Genomic DNA, 18,696 nt, shown 5'->3' on the forward strand with positions numbered 1-18,696 from the left:
GAGCGTCAGGAAGCTGGCTCGATCGTCACCTTGACGTGCTTCATGATCGGCTGATCGCTCTGGGTGCTGTAGTCGCCGAGCGCGCACAGCACGTTCATCTCCGGCATGTAGCCGGCCGCGCAGCCGCGCGGGATGTCGTACGGGACGGCGAGGTAGCCGTTGAGATGCCGCCGGCTGCCGTCCTTCGCGGTGCTCGTGATGTCGACGGCGCCCATGTCGGCGATCCCGCGCTCGCGCATGTCCGCCCGGTTCATGAAGACCAGCGTGCGGAGGTTCCTGATGCCCCGGTAGCGGTCGTTGTCGGAGTAGATCGTGGTGTTCCACTGGTCGTGGGAGCGCATGGTGCCGAGCGCCAGGGTGCCGGGCGCGGGCACCACGTCGGGCAGCTCGGCGGCGGAGAACTCGGCGCGCCCGGACGGGGTGAGGAAGACCAGCTCGCGGGCGGGCTGCTTGATGCGGAAGCCGAGCGGCAGCCGTACGCGCCGGTTGAAGTCCTCGAAGCCGTCGAGCGCGCGGGCCATGGTGTCCCGGATGCGGTCGTAGTCCTCGACGTACCACTCCCACGGCGTCGCGCTGTCGGGCAGCGCGGCGCGCGCCATGCCGGCGACGATCGCCGGCTCGGAGAGCAGGTGCGGCGAGGCGGGCTTCTTCATGCCGACGGACAGGTGCACCATGCTCATCGAGTCCTCGACCGAGGTGCTCTGGATCCCCTTGCGCTGGTGGTCCTTCTCGGTCCGGCCGAGGCAGGGGAGGATGAGGGCCTGCCGCCCGTGCACGATGTGGCTGCGGTTCAGCTTGGTGCTGACCTGGACGGTGAGCTCGCAGTTGCGCAGCGCCGCGTAGGTGTACGGGGTGTCGGGAGCGGCGAGCGCGAAGTTGCCGCCCATGCCGACGAAGACGCTGATCCCGCCGTCGTGCATGGCCTTGACGCTCGCGACGGTGTCCTTGCCGTGGGCGCGGGGCGGCTGGATCCCGCAGACCTCGGCGAGCCGGTCCAGGAACTCCTCGCTCGGGCGGTGGTCGATGCCGCAGGTGCGGTTGCCCTGGACGTTGCTGTGGCCGCGCACGGGGGAGGGGCCCGCGCCCTCCCGGCCGAGGTTGCCGCGGAGCAGCAGCAGGTTCACGATCTCCCGGACGGTGTCGACGCCGTGCTCGTGCTGGGTGATGCCGAGGCACCAGCTGACGATGGAGCGGTCGGCCTCGCCGTACACGCGCGCGGCCCTGAGGATGTCGTCGCGGCTCAGCCCCGACTGCCGTTCGAGCTCCTCCCACGGGGTGGCCTCGCACAGCGCCCGGTACTCCTCGAAGCCGGACGTGTGTCGCTCGATGAACTCCCGGTCCAGGGCCTTCGGGTCCGTCGACGCCTGCTCCAGGATCGCCTTCGCCATGCCCCGTACGAGCGCCATGTCGCCGCCGATGCGCGGCTGGAGGTTGAGCGTGCTGGTCTTCGTCGTCTTGAACAGCGCCATGTCCGTGAAGTCGTGCGGGACGATCGTGCGGGTGGCGGCGGCCTCGACGAGCGGGTTGACGTGCACGATCTGCGCGCCGCGGTGATGGGCCTCGGCGAGGGCGGTCAGCATCCGGGGCGCGTTCGAGGCGGCGTTGACGCCGAAGATGAACAGCGCGTCGGCGGTCTCCCAGTCCTGGAGGTCGACGGTGCCCTTTCCGGTGCCCAGGGAGGCCTGGAGGGCGCGACCGCTGGCCTCGTGGCACATGTTGGAGCAGTCGGGCAGGTTGTTGGTGCCCAGCTCGCGGGCCATCAGCTGGTACAGGAACGTGGCCTCGTTGCCGAGCCGGCCCGAGGTGTAGAACGCGGCCCGGTTCGGGTCGTCGAGGCCGCGCAGGGTGCGGCCGACGAGCGCGAAGGCGTCCTTCCAGCTGATCGGGACGTAGTGGTCCGACTCGGGGTCGTAGACCATCGGCTCGGTGAGGCGGCCCTCGTTCTCCAGGTCGTAGTCGCTCCACCCGGCGAGCTCGGTCACCGAGTGGGCGGCGAAGAACTCGCGCCCGACCCGCTTGCGGGTCATCTCCCAGGTGACGTGTTTGATGCCGTTCTCGCAGATGTCCAGGTGGAGGCCCTTGGTGTCGTCGGGCCAGGCGCAGCCGGGACAGTCGAAGCCGGTGTTCTCGTGGTTCATCCGCATGATGGCGCGCGGCCCGTCGACCAGCGCGCCCTCGCGCACCAGGAAGTTCGTCACGCTCTTCGCGGCGCCCCAGCCGGCGGCCGGATGGTGGTACGGACGGAATTCCGGATCGCCCTCGGGGGCCGGTCCCACCCGGTGTCCGAGGGGCTCCCGCTCGTCCCGGGCCGTGCTCTCGTCCTGGTCGGTGCTCAAGGCGCCTCATCCTCTCGCCCTGCGGACGCATGGGCATGATGGACAGAAGGACCCCCTGGGCAGGCTAAGCCCGCCACCCCGCGCCCGCCACCCGCGCCCGCTGAGCGGCCGCCGGGCTGCGTACCGGATCATGCGCACCTACGCTGGCTCTGTCCCTTTCCTCTACATTCCGGTCATCTCTCGTGGGAGCGTCATGGTCGTACCCCAGCCCGTCGTCGCCCCGCCCGCCCGGGCGGCCGTCTTCCTGGTGGCCACCGTCAACCCGGGCGGCGAGAGCGCGGTGCGGGAGGCGCTCCGGGACCTGTCGGGACTGACCCGTTCGGTGGCGTTCCGGCACCCCGACGCCGGGCTCACCTGCGTCGCCGGCATCGGCTCCACGGGCTGGGACCGGCTCGTCGGCGGCCCCCGCCCCCGCGAGCTGCACCCCTTCCCGACCCTGCGGGGCCCCCGCCACCGAGCCCCGGCCACCCCCGGCGACCTGCTCTTCCACCTGCGGGCCCGGCGCCTGGACCTCTGCTTCGAGCTGGCCCGGCACATCGTGGCCGCCCTGGGCGCGGCGGTGACCGTCGTCGACGAGGTGCACGGCTTCGCGTACTTCGACGACCGCGACCTGCTCGGCTTCGTCGACGGCAGCGAGAACCCCGACGGCACGACGGCCGCCGACGCGGTCCACATCGGCGACGAGGACCCGGACTTCCGCGGCGGCAGCTACGTCGTCGTCCAGAAGTACGTGCACGACATGCCGGCCTGGGACGCGCTCACCGTCGAGCAGCAGGAGCACGTCATCGGGCGCGGCAAGGGGTCCAACATCGAGCTGCCCGACGACGTCAAACCGGCGGACTCGCACGTCGCGCTGAACACGGTCACCGACGAGAACGGCGTCCAGCAGCAGATCTTCCGCGCCAACATGCCGTTCGGCCAGGTCGGCACCGGCGAGTTCGGCACCTACTTCATCGGCTACGCGCGGACGCCCGCCGTGACCGAGCGGATGCTCCGCAACATGTTCCTCGGCGATCCCCCCGGCACCACGGACCGCATCCTCGACTTCTCCCGGGCCGTCACCGGCGGCCTCTTCTTCGTGCCGAGCGCCGGCCTCCTCGACGACCTCCCCGCCCCCTCGGCCGCCGCGATCCCCGGGACGACCCTCGGCATCGGCAGCCTGAAAGGAGCCCTCGCCCCATGACGTCCCCCGAGTCCACCAGCAACCTCCACCGCGAACTCGCCCCGATCACCGCCGCCGCGTGGGCCGAGATCGAGGAGGAGGCCCGCCGCACCTTCCGGCGCAACGTCGCGGGCCGCCGTGTCGTCGACGTCCCCGACCCGGCGGGACCGGAGCTCTCGGCCGTCGGTACGGGGCACCTGACCGACCTGGCGGAGCCCGCGCCCGGCGTCACGGCACGGCTGCGCGAGGCACGGCCGCTCGTCGAGGTCCGGGTGCCGTTCACCGTCGACCGGGCCGCCGTCGACGACGTCGAGCGCGGCTCGAAGGACTCCGACTGGCAGCCCGTCAAGGACGCGGCCCGCGCGCTCGCGCTCATCGAGGACCGCATGGTCTTCGAGGGGTACGAGGCCGCCGGCGTCGAGGGCCTGCGCGCCCGCAGCTCGAACCCGCCGGTGCGGCTGCCGACCGAACCCCGCGACTACCCCGACGCGGTCAGCCGGGCCCTCACCGCCCTGCGGCTCGCCGGCGTCGACGGTCCGTACGCGCTGCTGCTCGGCGCCGACCAGTACCGGGCGGTTAGCGAGACCTCCGACCACGGCTACCCGATCGCCGCCCACCTCGCCCGGATGCTCGACGGCTCCCCGATCTGGGCGCCCGCCCTCGACGGCGGATTCGTCCTCTCCACCCGCGGCGGCGACTTCGAACTGCGCCTCGGCCAGGACGTGGCGATCGGCTACACCGCGCACGACGCGACCAGTGTGCAGCTGTACCTCCAGGAGACCCTGACCTTCCTGGCCTACACGGACGAGGCCGTCGTCGTCCTGGAGCCCTGAACCGTGGACCGACGCCTGTCCGGCGCCGTGCCCCGGCTCGTCGCGTCGGCGTTCGGCGGCGCGGCGGCCGGCGCGTCCGTGGCGGCACTGACCCACGCGCCGCTGGGCGTCCTCGCCGGCATCGCTGCCGCAGAGACCCTCTTCGTCGTCACCGGCTGGATCGTCCTGTGGCCCATGGACGCCGCCACGACCCACCACAACGTCCGGCGCGAGGAGTTCCGGCCCGTGGTCGAGGAACTCGTCGTCGTCGCGACCTCCCTGTGCGGGCTCGTCGGCATCGTGGTGCTGCTGCTGGTCGGCCGCACCGACCTCAGCCACGCGGCGGCGGCGACGGCGCTCTGCGGCGTCTTCATGGCCTGGGCGGCGCTCCACCTCATGTACGCCACGAGGTACGCGTACCTCTACTACGCCCTGAAGCCCGGCGGCGGGATCGACTTCAACTCCCCGTCCCCGCCGAAGTACAGCGACTTCCTCTACTTCAGCTTCAACCTCGGCATGACCTACCAGGTCTCCGACACGAACGTCTCCAGTGCCACGGTCCGGTCGATCGTCCTGCGGCACTGCCTGCTGTCGTACGTCTTCGGGGCGAGCATCCTGGCCACCACCATCAACCTCGTCACCGGGATCGTCACCGGCTGACCGGGGCGGGTCTCAGCGCCACCACGGCTCGCGTACGTAGCGGCTCTCCTCGCTCACGCACCCGAGGCCGTTGGAGATCTGCTCCGAGTCGAGGTTCCAGCCGACCACGCCGTCGCCCTCGCGGCTCAGCTCGATCAGCCGGTCGCTCCCGGTCCGGGTGCCGTCCGTGACCCGGCACTCGACGATCCCCGTCCACGCCTGCCCGTCGAGTGCCGACGCGAACGCCAGGAACGGCAGCACGACCACCGTCAGGGACAGGGCCGCCCACTGCTCCGCCCCGGCGGCCCTGCGCAGCCAGACGGGCGGCCGGTAGCCGGGATCGCCGTGCCCGGCGCCGTCCTGCTCGCGGTGCTGGTGCGGCCGGCGGCGTCCCGTGCGGTACTCCACGACCACGCCCTGGCGCAGCGCGAAGGCCCCGAGCCCGGTGGCGAGTCCCCACCACGGGCCGAAGAAGCAGGCGTCGATGATCCCCACGGCGATCGGGTTGACGAGCGTGAGCGCCGCCCGCCGCAGGGTCCCCGCCGGTCCGCCGCCGAGGGGGACCGCGCCGCGCGCGGCGAACAGGGCGAAGACCACCCGGGAGACGACGACGGCGAGGACGGACCCGAGGAGCGGGTCCGTGATGACCATGCCGACGAGGACGTCCGGCCAGTTCGCCGGCTCCATCCCGACCAGCACGTCACGGACGGCGTCACCGCCGCCGACCGTGTACGCCAGCTTCGTGACCGGCACGGCGAGGGCCAGCGCGAGCAGGACGGTGTGCCCGGGGCCGCCCTTGCGGTCGGCCTTCCTGAGTTGTTGCTCCCCCACCGCCGTCAGCCGAGCGAGAGCACGACCGCGGTCGTCCGGCCCTCGGGCGTGTCGTACGTGACGGTGTCACCGGCCCGGTGGCCGAGCAGAGCCCGGCCGAGCGGGCTGTCGGCGGTGACCAGCGTCGCGTCGAGGGCGTTCGCGAGCTCGCCGATGTGGAGGGTCGACTCGGTGCCGTCCTCGAACCGCACGGTCACGCTGCTGCCGACACCGACCGCGTCGGTGGACGGAGCCCCTGCGACGGACGCCTCCTCGAGCCGCCCCTCGATCTCGGTGATACGGGTGTCGAGGCGGTCGAGGTCGTCGCCGCGCTGCAACTCGTCGGCCTCGTCGGCCCGGTCGCCGACCTCGTCGCCACCGCCGTCCCGCAGGGTGGCGGCGACGGCCTCGCGTTCGACGCGCAGACCGGCGAGCTCGCGTTCGAGCTCCTCCCGGCCTGCGGCGCTGATGGGCTCGGGTCCACCGGTCATTGCTGCTCCCGATTCTGCGGCGGCACGGACGACTGCCGGGGGATCATTCAGGACGAAACGGAGATTAACAGGCAGGTGGTCGTGGGGCGGAAGGACGCGCGTCAGCTTCCGCTCGGACTCGGCTTGGGCTCCGTCACCGGGATGTCGAAGACGTGGTCCGGGGTCACGATGCGGGTGATGGCCTGGCCGAAGAGCGTGCTGGGCTCGTTGTTGTCGTGCAGGACGTCCGTGTTGAGGAGGACCACCAGCGTGGCCTTCGCCTCCGGCAGGTAGACCGTGAGCGACTCGTAGCCCGGCAGGGAGCCGTTGTGGCCGATCCAGCCCTGGATGTCGAAGATGCCGAGGCCGTAACCGGCGCCGGGGACGCCCGAGGGGTACGTGTGCAGCCGCTCGGCCTGCGTCTTCGGCGTCAGCAGGGTGCCGGTCGCCACGACACGGGCCCAGGTGCGGAGGTCCTGGAGGTCGGAGATCATCGCACCGGCCGCCCAGCCCCAGGACGGGTTCCAGTCGGTGGAGTCCTCCAGCTTCCCCGAGGCGGTCTGCTCGGTGTAGCCGTGGGCGTGCGGGCTCGGGAACGCGGCGTCCGTCGGGAACACCGTGTGGGGCAGGCCGGCCAGCTCGACGACGTTCTTCTGGATGAACTCGTGCAGCGGAGTCCCGCTGACCTTCTCCACGACGAGACCGAGCAGGATCAGGTTCGTGTTGCAGTAGTCGAACTCGGCGCCCGGCTGGAACTGGATCGGGTGCTTGAAGGAGTAGGCGAGCAGCTCCTGCGGGGTGAAGGGCCGGTACGGATCGGACGTGAGGGCCTTGTAGAAGCCTTCGTCCGCCGAGTAGTTGAAGAGACCGCTGCGCATGGACGCCAGGTTGCGCAGGGTGATCTTGTCGCCGTTCGGCACGCCGTCGACGTACTTCGAGATCGGGTCGTCCAGGCCCACCTTGCCCTGGTCGACCAGTTCGAGCAGGGCGGTCACCGTGAAGGTCTTGGTCTCGCTGCCGATCCGCATGTAGAGCCCGGGGTCCATGGGCTCTCCCGTGGCCTTGTCGGCGATGCCGAAGGAGCGGATGTACGTCCCCTTGCCGGGAGCGGAGAGGGCGACGCTGACACCCGGGACACCGGTCTCCTTCATCACGTCCTGGATCGCCCGGTCCAGGCGCGCGGCGACGGCCGGGGTGAGTTCCGGGAAGTTCGCGTCCGCCGAGGGCGAGGGCGCCGCCGCCACCAGGGCGGCGGGGCCGGGGGGTTCGGCCGCGAAGGCCGCACCCGCGCCGACGGGGACGACGAGGACGCCCACGGCCGCGAGGGCCGCGCAGACGCGTCGGTTCCGGGTGTGCGAGCACCTCACGGCGGGCCTCCTGCCGGCCGGGGACAACACTCCACCTCCAGGCTAGGTCGGCGCGGACGCCCTCGCATCGCGGCCCGGTCCGTCTGTTAGGTTGCGGATCTCTGACCCCGGGTCGAGAGGGAGAAGCGCACGATGGCCGTCATCCACCACACCACCATGCAGCCCACCAAGCTGGAGCTGCTCGCCTCGTGGCTGCCCACCCGTGCCTGGTACGCCGGCGGGGCCGAGGAGCCCCGCCCCGCGAAGACGGGCGGCTTCCGGCTCGACGACCCGGCCGGCGAGGTGGGCATCGAGTTCATGGCGGTCACCGACGGCGCCGGTCCCGACGCGGTCACCTACCTGGTCCCGATGACCTACCGCGGCGAGCCCTTGGAGGGCGCCGGGCACGCCCTCATCGGCACCTCCGAGCACGGTGTCCTCGGCACGCGCTGGATCTACGACGGCGTCCACGACCCGGTGCTCGTCGCCGAGTTGTACGCCCTGCTCGCCGGCCGGGCCGAGGCGCAGGCCCAGTCCGTCGACAGCACGCCCGACCCCACCGTCGCCGCCTCGCTCGCTCCCGCCGGGACCGGGGCGGAGCTCGTAGGGGTCACGGACGGCCCCGACCACACCGACGTGGTGGTACGGGAGACCGGCGCGGCCGCGCCGCTGACGCTCCGGGTGCGGCGCGTCCTGCGCCCCGGCGAGGACGGCGGCCCCGGCCGCGGCCGGGTCACGGCCGAGTGGCGTCTCGCCGACGGCACCACCGCCCGCGGCGCGTACGCCGTCGCCCTCGCCGAGTAGGGCCCGCTCAGACCCAGTTGACCTCCGCCTTCTCAAGCAGCGGGTCCTCCACGAGCTCCCACAGCGGGACGGCGAAGTTCCCCGTGCGGTAGCGGCCCCCGAAGTGCAGCCCGAGGACCCGGTGGTCCGCGAGGTCGAACACCGGGGAGCCGCTGTTGCCGCCGAGCGTCGAGCAGTCGTGCTTCATCACCAGACCGCCCGGGGTGAACTCGGTGGCCGTGCCCGGCTGGAGCCGCTTCACGTTGTAGACGTCCATGAAGATCCGGCGCATCGACTCGGGCTCGTTGCGCCGGCCGTCCCAGGCCGGGTAGCCGATCACGTACACCGGGCGGCCCGGCAGGCTCGCGGGCGCGTCCGCCGCGACCGCGAGCGGCGTCGGCAGGCCGTCCCCGGACGCGGGCTCGACCCGGAGCAGGGCCATGTCGACGTCCGGGTGGATGCCGATGACGTCGGTGATCTCGTACGGCACCGAGGGCCCGGGGGGTCCGCCCTCGGCGGGCAGCTCCTCCGCCGGGTCGACCCGCGCCGACATCCCGAACTCCAGAGCCCAGCGTTCGTCCTCGAAGCGGCTGAACTCCGCCGCCACGTGACGGTTCGTCATCACGGTGCGCGGGCCCACCAGGAACGCCGTGCCGATCCAGTCGAGGCTGGGGTGCCCGGTGACCTCGACCCGGCCGACCCGCAGGAGCGACTCGCGGATCGCGGGCCGCTGCGGCTCCAGGACCGCCCACTCGTCGTGCTGCGGGGCGAAGTCCTGGCGCTGCACCAGGATGGCGGGCCGGCCCTCCAGGAGGACGATCGCCTCCACGCCGAAGGTCTCGTCCCCGTCGAGCTCGTCCTCGCGGTGCGCGGCCAGCTTCTCCAGGCCGCTGACCCCGGCCTCCAGGACGCGGGCCCGCTCGTCACGGGCGAAGCGGGAGATCTCGGCGGCCGGTGCCGCGTCGGCGGGCAGTTCGAGCGCCGACTCGGCGATCTCCGCCTCCAGTTCCGCGCGCACCCGCGCGGCGACCTCCCGCAGATCGTCGAAGATCCGCTCGGCGCCGGTCGCCACCGGCGACACGCTCCGTGGTCCGTTCGGCATGGTCGCTCACCTCGGCTTCGCGTTCGGTTCCCCCCGGGCCGGCCGCCCGGACTGGGACGCCATGATCTCCGCGTACAACTCGGGCCGGAACTCCCGGAGATGGGCCAGGATGCCGCTCATCTGGGTGCCCACGTTCACGAACCGCGTCCGGGCGCCCTGGAACTCGACCTCGTCCACCTTCCGCGTCCCCCGGTGCAGCCCCACGACCGTCCAGTCGTCGAGGCAGACCGGGGAGCCGGAGGAACCGCCCCGGGTGTCGGTGAAGTACAGGATGTCGTGCTCGTCCGCCCGGTAGACCAGGTTGTTGCGGAGGGCGACCCGCTTCGGCAGTCCGCCCGGGTGCTGGATGATGTTGACCGGGACGCGCTGCCGCTCGCGGACGAGCAGCGGCCTGGTGGAGATCCGGAGCGTCGGCCGCTCCTCCTGGTCGGCGGAGAGCCGCACGATGGCGTAGTCGAGCGTCGCGTCCCAGGCCGCGAGCTCACCCGCCGTCGCCTCCGGCGCGGCCGCCGCGTTCTCGACGAAGTCGAAGCGGGATCGGGACATCAGCGCCTGGAGCCGCAGGTCCGTGTCGCTCACGTACGGCCGGACGCCCGCCTCCCACGAACGGGCCATCACCACGTGGTGGTTGGTGATCAGCAGCCCGGGGGCGATCATCCAGCCGGTGCCTCCGTGCGGGTACGCCGGCAGGAGCGGCTCCCCCGACTCGTACGGCGGGATCCGCAGCAGCGCCACGGAGGCGCCGGCCCGGATGCCGCCGTGCAGGAACTCGTACGGCACGGTGTCGTCCTGGAGGACGATCTCCTCCTTCATCTCCCCGGGCATCATCTCCGCCGGAAGCTCCGCCTCGCCCGTGATCGCCCGGGCCACGGTGTCCAGGGCGCCCTGGAGGACGGCGCGCGGGCCCGGCTCGTGGGTCTGCTCGAGCGCGTTGTGCAGCCAGATCTCCAGCGGCACCAGACCGTCGAGGAGGCGCTCGACCTGGTTCATCGCGTCCAGGTCGGCGTGCGTCTGCTCCAGGGGGTCGTCGAGGGGTTCGAGCTCGGCCGTGAAGTAGCCGGGGATGCCCTTGAGCAGCGCCTGGCGCAGGCTCCGGTCGGCGAGCCCCGCCTCCATGGCGGCGTTGCGCACCCGGACCAGCTCCGGCTGCGGCAGGAACGGCACCTTCCGGAGCGCCGCCCCGGCGGCGGTCGGCGGCGGTCGGGTCCACAGGCCGGTCCCTCCCGGCCGGGAACGGGTCCACCGGCCGGTGCCTCCTCGGCGGGGCCGCGCACCGGTGCGTCCCCGCCGGACGTGGAGCCGGAGTCTCCGCTCCGCGCCGTCCCCCTCGTCGGCCGCTGCCGGTGGAGGCGCACCGGGCCCCGGCTCCGCGCCGTACCCGTCACGGAGGTCCTCTCCGGGCGGAGGCGGCGGGGGAGTGCCGGCGCCGCGCGGGGCCGGGCCCGCGTCCATCGCGGAGGCCACCCCGAGCAGCAGGTCCCCGCTGCCGTCCCGGAGCGTGAGCGCCTGCCGGGCGACGCTGTCGAGGGTGCCGCGCCGCCGCGCCTCCCGCAGGTCCCGCTCGATCCGCTCCAGGTCCGGGCGGTCCCCGCCCGGGGAGCCCTCCGATCCGGCGGCGGACTCCAGGATGCGGGTCAGCGGCACGCGCAGGCCCGGCTGGTCCGTGAGGGCGGCGTCGATCCAGCGGGCCAGCTCGGTGACCACCGTCTCCTCGTCCACCGGAAGTCCCACGAGCCGCAGCGTGTGCTCCAGGAGCCGGGGGTCCGCCCGGTACGCCGCGGCCGCCGCCGTACGGGCCAGCGAGGGCTGCCGGGCCAGGTCCGCGTCCGGCATCCCCCGCAGCGTCCGGGCAAGGCGTTCCTCCGCCGGGGCGGCGTCGACGTCCGCGAGCGCCGCGAGACGCGACCGGGCGACGAGCACCCCCAGCGACTCGTGGCGCAGGCCGAGCCCCGAGGCGATCTCCTCCGCCTCCTGGAGGTCACGGTCCGCCTCCGCGAACGCGCCGGAGTCCTGGGCGAGCCGCGCCGACAGCTGGAGCAGTTCGAGCTGCGTCTCCGCGCAGCCCGCCTCCTCCGCCCGGTCCACGGCCCGCTGGGCACCCTCGCGGGCCTCCGCGGTCCGCCCGGAGCGGGCGAGGGTCTCGGCGAGCAGCGCGTGCAGCCTGCTGCACGGCGTCCACGGCCGCCGCTCCGAGAGCCGCTGGCCCGCTGCCTCCACGTACCCCTGGGTGAGCAGGTCCTCGACCTCGCGGGCCGCGATCAGCTCCCAGTCCTCCTGGTCGGCCTCGGTCATGATCTGGTCGGGCACGTGGCCGCCGATCCTGCCGAGGAGGAACGCCGCCGAGCGGTGCGACATCTCCCGGTGCGCCGAGCCGCCCAGGTAGGGGGCGACGCCCGGCTCCCAACGGGCCTCCACCGTACGGGGGTTCTCGCCGAGCCGGAGCCGGTGGTAGATCTCCTCGGCGCGGTCCCGCGGCCCCTCGCGGGCCGCGTAGTACGCGACGGCCCGCCGGTCCACGGCCCGCATCAGATCGGTCCGCGCACTGTCCGAGAGGCGCAGCATGATGGCCCGCAGATCGTCGCGGTGCCGGATGGCCTCCGGTCCCGCCGACTCCATCAGGTCGGCCCGGGAGGTGAGCAGACCGTAGAGCCGCCGGGCCTCCCCGGCACTGTCGACGACGAGCCCCGCCGGCCCGGCGAGGACCTCCCGGATCAGGTCGGGGGTGATGAAGCGGAGGGCGAGACCCGCCTGCACGAGGGCCCGGACGTCGTCCTCCGCGATGTGGTTGAGCAGTCGGTCGTACAGCGTGCCCTGGATCAGCATCTGGTCGACCTGACGGTCGAAGTAGCGGCGCCGGGAGGGCAGTCCGCGCAGCAGCTCGCCGAGCGAGGGGGAGTCGGCGCCGATGGCGACCGCCGTCCGGGCCGCCAGCTTGAGGCTCAGCGGATGGCCGCCGATCCGGTCGACGAGGTCCTCGGCGAGCTGCTCGTCGGCCACCCCGGAGGACAACAGCAGGTCCACGGAGGCCTCGTGGTCCAGCTCGGTCAGCTCCATCGTGCGCGGGGTCAGGACCCTGGCCGGATGGTCGATCGGCGCGCGCCCGCAGACGACGAACCGCAGTCGCGAGTAGGCCGCCCGCAGGGCCGTCCAGACGGCCCACATGCGGGCCATGACGGGGGAGCCCCGGTACTGCGCCTCCTCGAAGGAGTCGACGACCACGAGCAGCGGCGGGCGCTGCTCGCCGGGCGCGGGACGGACGGCCTCGGCGACCAGGGACGCGGCCCGGTGGGCGAGCTCCTGCTCGCGGGCGCTGGCCCGGGCGTGGAAGTCGGAGGAGTAGTCGCGGCCGAGCGTCGCCCGGGTGCCGGCCAGCTGGGAGAGCTCGTCGAGCTCGTTGCGTTCGGCGCGCTGGAGCGCCGCCGTCCGCTCGCACTCGTCGGCGAGCTCCTCGAACGCGGCGCGGTGGGACGGGTGGTGGACGCCGAGCTGCCGGGCCGTCTCCGCGATCACGGTGGCGGGTTCGTGGACGGAGAGCGTGGGGCGCGCGAAGTCGATGTGGGCGAAGGGGAACGCGCCGGGTCCCGCGGCGGCGAGCGCGTCGATGAGGAACTTGGCGAGCAGGGTGCTCTTGCCGATGCCGCCGACGCCGTGGATCAGGACGGGCGGCTCCGCCGGCTCCTCGGGCAGCGCCAGGTACGCGTGCAGGGCGTCGAGCTCGGCGGTGCGGCCGTGGAAGGTGCCCCGGACGAGCCGGCGCATCGGCTGGAGCAGCCGGGCCTGCTCCAGGCGGTGCTGCACCTCGTCGACCTCGGGCAGCCCGGTCACTCCCGGCACCCGGCTCAGCCAGAGCGTGGCCTGGAGGGAGTCGGAGAGCACCTCGACCTCGTCCCGGCCGGCCTCCGGCGGCGGCAGACCCGCGCCCGTGAGCAGGGCGAGCGCGGTGCGTTCCGGTCCGGGGCCCTCGGGCCGCAGGCCGATGTTGGCCCGTAGGGCGTCACGCGCGGCACCGGGGCCCGCGAGGCCCGCCAGGGCCGCGTCCCGTACCTCGGGCTTGAGCACCCACACCGTGGCCCCGGGCGCCGGCAGGGCCGTGCAGTCGTCGACGAGCTCCAGGACGGCCCGCCCGGTGGCCTGCTCCTCGCCGGGGAGCCGCAGCCCCGCGGGGTCGAACTCCCGGAGCAGGCAGGCGGCCTCGCGGTAGGAGCGGCGCAGATCGGGCAGCGCGGCGGCGGGGGCGGCGAGGCTGGTGCGCAGCGCGTCGCGCAGCACGTGACCGGCCTCGCCCGGCGGCGGAGACGTCGGCGGCAGCGCCCGGTGGAGCCGTACGACGTCCTCCACGGCCGTGCACAGGCGTCGCATGTGACTGTCGCCGTTCGACGGGGACTCGACGGCCCGGAGCACCTCGGCCACGGCCGTCTCCGTCAGCTCTCCGACGGTCGCCTCCTGTCCGGCGGGGACGGTGTCGGCGAAGAACTCCCGGAAGAACACGCGGAGATCGCCCTCGTCGGCGAGGCGGGTCGTGTCGCGGCACTCGTTCTTGCGGATCTCGTACGGGAGCTGCCGCATCGTCGTCGCGTAGCCGAGCAGGACCAGGCGCGGCACGGTGTCGGCGCGGACCGGGGTGTGCTCGTAGATCGCCCGCGCCAGGACGCCGATGCAGTCCCACACGTCCGAGTGCGGGTCGAGCCGGTCGCAGTCGTCGAGGACCAGCCAGAAGCGCTCCTCGGCGGCGGTCGCCCGGGCGACGATCCGGTGCGCCACGTCCTCGAAACAGGGCAGTGGATCGTTCAACCGTGTCGGGTTCAACGGAAGCCGGTCCTCCTCGGGACCGGCCACGAAGGCCGAGAGCCGATCCATCAGCCGCGCCGCCGTCGACGTCCGGGAGAGCGTGACCCGGACCGGCCGGAAGTCGCAGTGCTGGCCGAGGTGGCGGATCAGCTCGTACGTGTAGGAGCGGCCGCTGTCCGGCGGCCCGTCGACCACGAGGACCGTCTGCTCCGGGTCGGCCAGGAAGCCCCGGAGCTTCTCGCGCAGCTCGCTCCGGTCCAGGAACACCTCCGTGCCGTGCTTCAGGAGCGTGCTGAGGAACGGGTCCCCGGGCGAACGGCGCAGCCGCTCGTCCTCCCGCAGCCGGGTCAGCAGGTTCCGGGCCTCCGCGCCCTGCTCGAAGCCGTGCGGGTCGTCGATGGCGGCCAGCGCGTCGAGACCGGCGAGCACGGAGAGCAGCCGGCGCTGGTGGGCGATGTCCCGGCGGGCCGCGGCGACCACGAGCAGGGCGTTCCGGTCGGGGTCCGGGGTGAGCGGCAGGTCCTCGACGAAGTCGGCCGGAAGGCCCGCGCGCAGTAGCCGACCGCGTGGCTCGGGGGTGTCGAGGAGGTGGTCCCGCACCCAGCTGGCGACGAGCCCCCACTCCGTCTCGGTGAGCGGCATACCGCACCTGCCCGGCGCTCTGCGCGCAGCGCCGGTCGCTCCGGCGCCGGACCTGACGAGATCAGTCGTGACCGGACGTGACCGGTCGAGGCCAGACGAACTGGCTGATCCCTCTCATCGTTTCACCGGCCGGGAACGGTCGCAATCGCTGCCCCGGGGCCCGCCGGGGTCACGGGTGCAGCACCATGTCCGCGTACGACTCCAGGCGCCGCCAGCGCTCCTCCGGAGCACGGAACACCGGCATCACGTCCACGTCCGGCAGCGGACCGAACTCCAGTTCCGTGATCTCCGCGACGTCCGAGACCGGCACCTGGTACGTCCGGAACGGGCCCAGCGGCGGCGGCGCACCGGCCGTCGCCCCGGCGAGGGCCCGCTCCGCGTCCCGACTCAGGTCGGGGCTCTGGTCGAGGACGTACGCGGCGGCGGCGAGCGCCCCGTCCTGGATGAACGCGGCCACCTTCCAGAACCGCATCGGCACCTGGAGCCCCCGGTAGGGCGGATCGGAGTCCTGGAGCACCGGGCCCGTGAGGACCGCGAGCTTCCGGTCGTACTCGGCGGCGTGGTCGAGCAGATAGTTCTCCAGGCCCTGCCAGAGCTCCCTGCCCTGGTTGAAGACGTCGGCCTGGGGCGCGGCGTTGGTGAAGTGGAAGGTGTCCGTATTGGCCAGGGAGGCCACGGCCGGGGCGCCCCAGACCGGGTCGAGCCGGCGGACCAGATGGCCCCGGTCGAGGCTGTTGTTCCGGTAGATCTCCTCGCCGGCCTGCTGCTCCTCCGGCAGCCGGGGATCGAACTCCCAGACGTCCTCCCGGGGCACGTCCTCCAGGAGCTGACCCCCCTCGATGCAGACCGCGGTCGACGCCGCGAGCCGCCGGTCGGGCCGGAAGACCACGGTGAAGTGGGTGTACGGCAGGATCACCGTCTCGACCGTGTTCCGGACCGGGAGTGCCAGCGGCACGACGGGGCCGAGGAAGGTCTCGTCGTAGCCGGTCCGGCCGGCGAGGGCGGCACGGCGGGCACCGGGCGAGGCGGGAGGGGACGGAGGGCCGGAGGAGAGCGGGGGATCGGAGGAGAGCGGGGGATCGGAAGGATTCATACGATGTAAGTACCGCGTGGAGGGGGTCGCGCTCGGCACGGGACCGCAGGCCACTCGATCAGCCGCCCCGGCGTCCCCGGGAGACCGGCCGCCCGGCATCCCGGGCCCCCGGCCGTCCCCCGCCCCGGCATCCCTCCCTTCCGCACCAGGAGGCACCCCATGGCCACCGGACTCTCCCTGCACGTCGGACTGAACCAGGTCGACCCCGCCCGGTACGAGGGCTGGGACGGCACCCTGAACGCCTGCGAGAACGACGCCCACGACATGGCGCGGCTGGCCAGGACCGCGGGCTTCGAAGCCACCACCCTGCTCACCCCGGACGGCACGACCGCCAACATCACCTCCGTGCTCCACGAGGCCGCCGCCCGGCTGGTCGCGGGCGACATCCTGCTCTTCACCTACTCGGGCCACGGCGGCCAGGTCCCCGACGTCACCGGCTCCGACGACGAACCCGACGCACTCGACGAGACCCTCGTCCTCTACGACCGCCAGTTCCTCGACGACGAGGTGGCGCAGGCCTTCCGCGCCTTCGCCGACGACGTACGGATCGTCGCCCTCCTCGACTGCTGCCACAGCGGCAGCAGCATCGAACTCCCCGGCGGAGGCCCGGACGAGAGCACGGGCCGCTACATGCCGGAGCCGCGGCAGCGGCAGCTCTACGAGCGCGACCGGCCCTATCTCGAAGAGCTCCAGCGGACCCTGGCGAAGGACGCCCCCGCCGACGGGAGGGGACACGACGCGCTGCTCGTCTCGGCCTGCCAGGACAACCAGGTCGCCTCCGACGGCGACGTCAACGGCGCCTTCACCGGGGCCCTGCTCCAGGTGTGGGACGAGGGCTCGTTCCGGGGCGACTACCGCACCTTCCACCGGCACATCCAGCACCGGCTGCCCCCGAGCCAGAGCCCGAACCTCTACGTGACCGGCACGCCGTCGCCGGACTTCCTGAACCAGCGGCCGTTCACCGTCTGAGCGGACCGAGGCCCGAAAACAACAGAGGCAAGGAGGGAAGACCTCTCCTTGCCACTCTCAAGGTATAGCGCACAGGGGGCCTTGCGGCAAGGCCCCCTTCCTGACGCAGAATCTCCGCTCGAAGCAAGGAACTGCGGAAACGGGGCGTACTGAATGTTTGACGTGATCGTGGTCGGCGGCGGACCGACCGGCCTGATGCTCGCGAGCGAACTGCGGCTGCACGACGTGCGCGTGGTCGTCCTGGAGAGGCTCGCCGAGCCGACGAAGGAGTCCCGGGGGCAGGGCCTGCACGCCCGCAGCGTCGAGATGATGGACCAGCGGGGCCTCCTGGAGCGGTTCACCGCGGTCAGCGAGAGGTTCTCGGTCGGCGGCCTCTACGGCGGCGTGATGAAGCCGTGGCCCGAGCGGCTCGACACGGCCCACCCGTACGGCCTCGCCACCCCGCAGCCGGTCACCGAGCGGCTGCTGAACGAGCGCGCCCTCGAACTCGGCACGGAGATCCGGCGCGGCACCGAAGTGGTCGGCGTCGCACAGGACGAGGACGGCGTGACCGTCACCCTCGCGGACGGCACCGAGCTGCGCTCGCGCTACCTCGCGGCGTGCGACGGCGGCCGCAGCACGGTCCGCAAGCTGCTCGGCGTGGCCTTCCCCGGCGAGCCCGCCACCGTCGAGACGCTCCTCGGCGACATGGAGGCGACCGCCGACGAGGAGACGATCGCCGCCGCCGTCGCGGAGGTCCAGAAGACCCAGCTGCGGTTCGGCCTCAAGGCCCTCGGGGACGGCACGTACCGCGTCATCGTGCCCGCCGACGGGGTGGCCGAGGACCGCACGGTCGCGCCGACCCTCGACGACTTCAAGACCCGGCTGCGGGCCTTCGCCGGCACCGACTTCGGCGTCCACTCGCCGCGCTGGCTGTCCCGCTTCGGCGACGCCACCCGGCAGGCCGAGCACTACCGGGTCGGCCGGGTGTTCCTGGCCGGCGACGCGGCCCACGTCCACCCGCCGACCGGCGGCCAGGGCCTCAACCTCGGCATCCAGGACGCGTTCAACCTCGGCTGGAAGCTGGCCGCCGCGGTCGCCGGCTGGGCGCCCGAGGGGCTGCTCGACACGTACGAGTCCGAAAGGCACCCGGTCGGGGCCCGCGTGGTGGAGAACACCCGCGCGCAGATGACGCTGCTCGGCACCGACCCCGGGGCGACGGCGCTGCGCAAGCTCCTCTCGGAGCTGATGGAGTTCGAGGAGGTCAACCGGTACGTGACCGGCCTGATCACCGCCGTCGACGTCCGCTACGACCTCGGCGAGGGCCACGAACTCCTCGGCCGGCGGCTGCGGGACCTGACGCTGAAGCGGGGACGGCTGTACGAGCTGACGCACGGCGGCCGCGGTCTGCTGCTGGACCAGACGGGCCGGCTCTCGGCGGAGGGCTGGGCGGACCGCGTCGACCACGTCGTCGACGTCAGTGAGGAACTGGACGCCCCCGCCGTACTGCTGAGGCCGGACGGCCACGTCGTCTGGGTGGGCGAGGACCAGGAGAACCTGGCCGGCGTCCTGCGGGAGTGGTTCGGCACGCCCACGGCCTGATGGTGTGCGTTGCCCCGGAGGGGCGGGGTCCGGTCGGCCGGGACCCCGCCCCTCCGGGCGCTTCGGCGCGGGCCTGTCGTGTGCTGGGCCTCGGGGGGTGCGGGGTGTCCGGACCCGGCCGGAGGGGGCGGTCGTGCGGGTGCCGGGCGGGACGGCTGCCGGG

Annotated in this window: 13 protein-coding genes; 6 read left to right on the top strand and 7 right to left on the bottom strand. The window is 73.2% G+C overall.

The genetic code is table 11. The features are described from left to right. Window positions 1–5: 5 nt before the first annotated feature. Window positions 6–2,336, bottom strand: coding sequence for an FdhF/YdeP family oxidoreductase (locus GGE06_RS28015; protein WP_116157863.1), 2,331 nt, complete (start codon window positions 2,334–2,336; stop codon window positions 6–8). Window positions 2,337–2,529: 193 nt separating this feature from the next. On the opposite strand from GGE06_RS28015, the gene GGE06_RS28020 reads away from it, so the two are divergent. From GGE06_RS28020 to GGE06_RS28030, 3 genes are read left to right on the top strand one after another with little or no spacing between them, the layout of a single operon-like run. Beyond that, window positions 2,530–3,519: a Dyp-type peroxidase gene (locus tag GGE06_RS28020; RefSeq protein WP_116157862.1), complete on the top strand. Its 990-nt coding sequence runs from the start codon at window positions 2,530–2,532 to the stop codon at window positions 3,517–3,519. After that, on the top strand, window positions 3,516–4,331 hold the full coding sequence (locus GGE06_RS28025; RefSeq protein ID WP_184932079.1) for a family 1 encapsulin nanocompartment shell protein: 816 nt from the start codon (window positions 3,516–3,518) through the stop codon (window positions 4,329–4,331). Before GGE06_RS28020 ends, GGE06_RS28025 begins: the two co-directional genes overlap by 4 nt. A 3-nt stretch (window positions 4,332–4,334) precedes the next feature. After that, window positions 4,335–4,970, top strand: a complete 636-nt coding sequence (locus tag GGE06_RS28030; protein WP_312883326.1) for a DUF1345 domain-containing protein — start codon at window positions 4,335–4,337, stop codon at window positions 4,968–4,970. Window positions 4,971–4,982: 12 nt separating this feature from the next. On the opposite strand, the gene GGE06_RS28035 is transcribed toward GGE06_RS28030, so the two are convergent. From GGE06_RS28035 to GGE06_RS28045, 3 genes are all read right to left on the bottom strand, one after another. Continuing rightward, on the bottom strand, window positions 4,983–5,780 hold the full coding sequence (locus tag GGE06_RS28035; RefSeq protein ID WP_312883327.1) for a hypothetical protein: 798 nt from the start codon (window positions 5,778–5,780) through the stop codon (window positions 4,983–4,985). Between the two features lie 5 nt (window positions 5,781–5,785). Continuing rightward, a complete protein-coding gene (locus tag GGE06_RS28040; protein ID WP_116157859.1) occupies window positions 5,786–6,250 on the bottom strand; it encodes a GreA/GreB family elongation factor in 465 nt (154 codons plus the stop codon). A gap of 101 nt (window positions 6,251–6,351) precedes the next feature. Further along, window positions 6,352–7,596: a serine hydrolase domain-containing protein gene (locus GGE06_RS28045; protein WP_184932080.1), complete on the bottom strand. Its 1,245-nt coding sequence runs from the start codon at window positions 7,594–7,596 to the stop codon at window positions 6,352–6,354. 132 nt (window positions 7,597–7,728) lie between these two features. On the opposite strand from GGE06_RS28045, the gene GGE06_RS28050 reads away from it, so the two are divergent. Further along, complete coding sequence (locus tag GGE06_RS28050) at window positions 7,729–8,379, top strand: maltokinase N-terminal cap-like domain-containing protein (RefSeq protein ID WP_184932081.1); 651 nt, start codon at window positions 7,729–7,731, stop codon at window positions 8,377–8,379. Between the two features lie 7 nt (window positions 8,380–8,386). Here GGE06_RS28050 and GGE06_RS28055 read toward each other — a convergent pair whose 3' ends face one another. From GGE06_RS28055 to GGE06_RS28065, 3 genes are all read right to left on the bottom strand, one after another. Continuing rightward, window positions 8,387–9,460 carry a trypsin-like serine peptidase gene (locus tag GGE06_RS28055; protein WP_116157857.1) on the bottom strand — a complete coding sequence of 358 codons (1,074 nt, stop codon included), beginning with the start codon at window positions 9,458–9,460 and terminating at the stop codon, window positions 8,387–8,389. Between the two features lie 6 nt (window positions 9,461–9,466). Continuing rightward, window positions 9,467–14,890, bottom strand: a complete 5,424-nt coding sequence (locus GGE06_RS28060; protein ID WP_184932082.1) for a trypsin-like peptidase domain-containing protein — start codon at window positions 14,888–14,890, stop codon at window positions 9,467–9,469. 169 nt (window positions 14,891–15,059) lie between these two features. After that, complete coding sequence (locus GGE06_RS28065; protein WP_184932083.1) at window positions 15,060–15,983, bottom strand: DNA/RNA non-specific endonuclease; 924 nt, start codon at window positions 15,981–15,983, stop codon at window positions 15,060–15,062. Between the two features lie 159 nt (window positions 15,984–16,142). On the opposite strand from GGE06_RS28065, the gene GGE06_RS28070 reads away from it, so the two are divergent. Together GGE06_RS28070 and rox are read left to right on the top strand one after the other, a co-directional pair. After that, window positions 16,143–16,952, top strand: coding sequence for a caspase family protein (locus GGE06_RS28070; RefSeq protein WP_116157854.1), 810 nt, complete (start codon window positions 16,143–16,145; stop codon window positions 16,950–16,952). Between the two features lie 153 nt (window positions 16,953–17,105). After that, a complete protein-coding gene (gene rox, locus GGE06_RS28075) occupies window positions 17,106–18,533 on the top strand; it encodes a rifampin monooxygenase (protein ID WP_116157853.1) in 1,428 nt (475 codons plus the stop codon). The last annotated feature ends 163 nt before the right edge of the window (window positions 18,534–18,696 follow it).

This window comes from Streptomyces nymphaeiformis (assembly GCF_014203895.1).
GTDB lineage: Bacteria > Actinomycetota > Actinomycetes > Streptomycetales > Streptomycetaceae > Streptomyces > Streptomyces nymphaeiformis.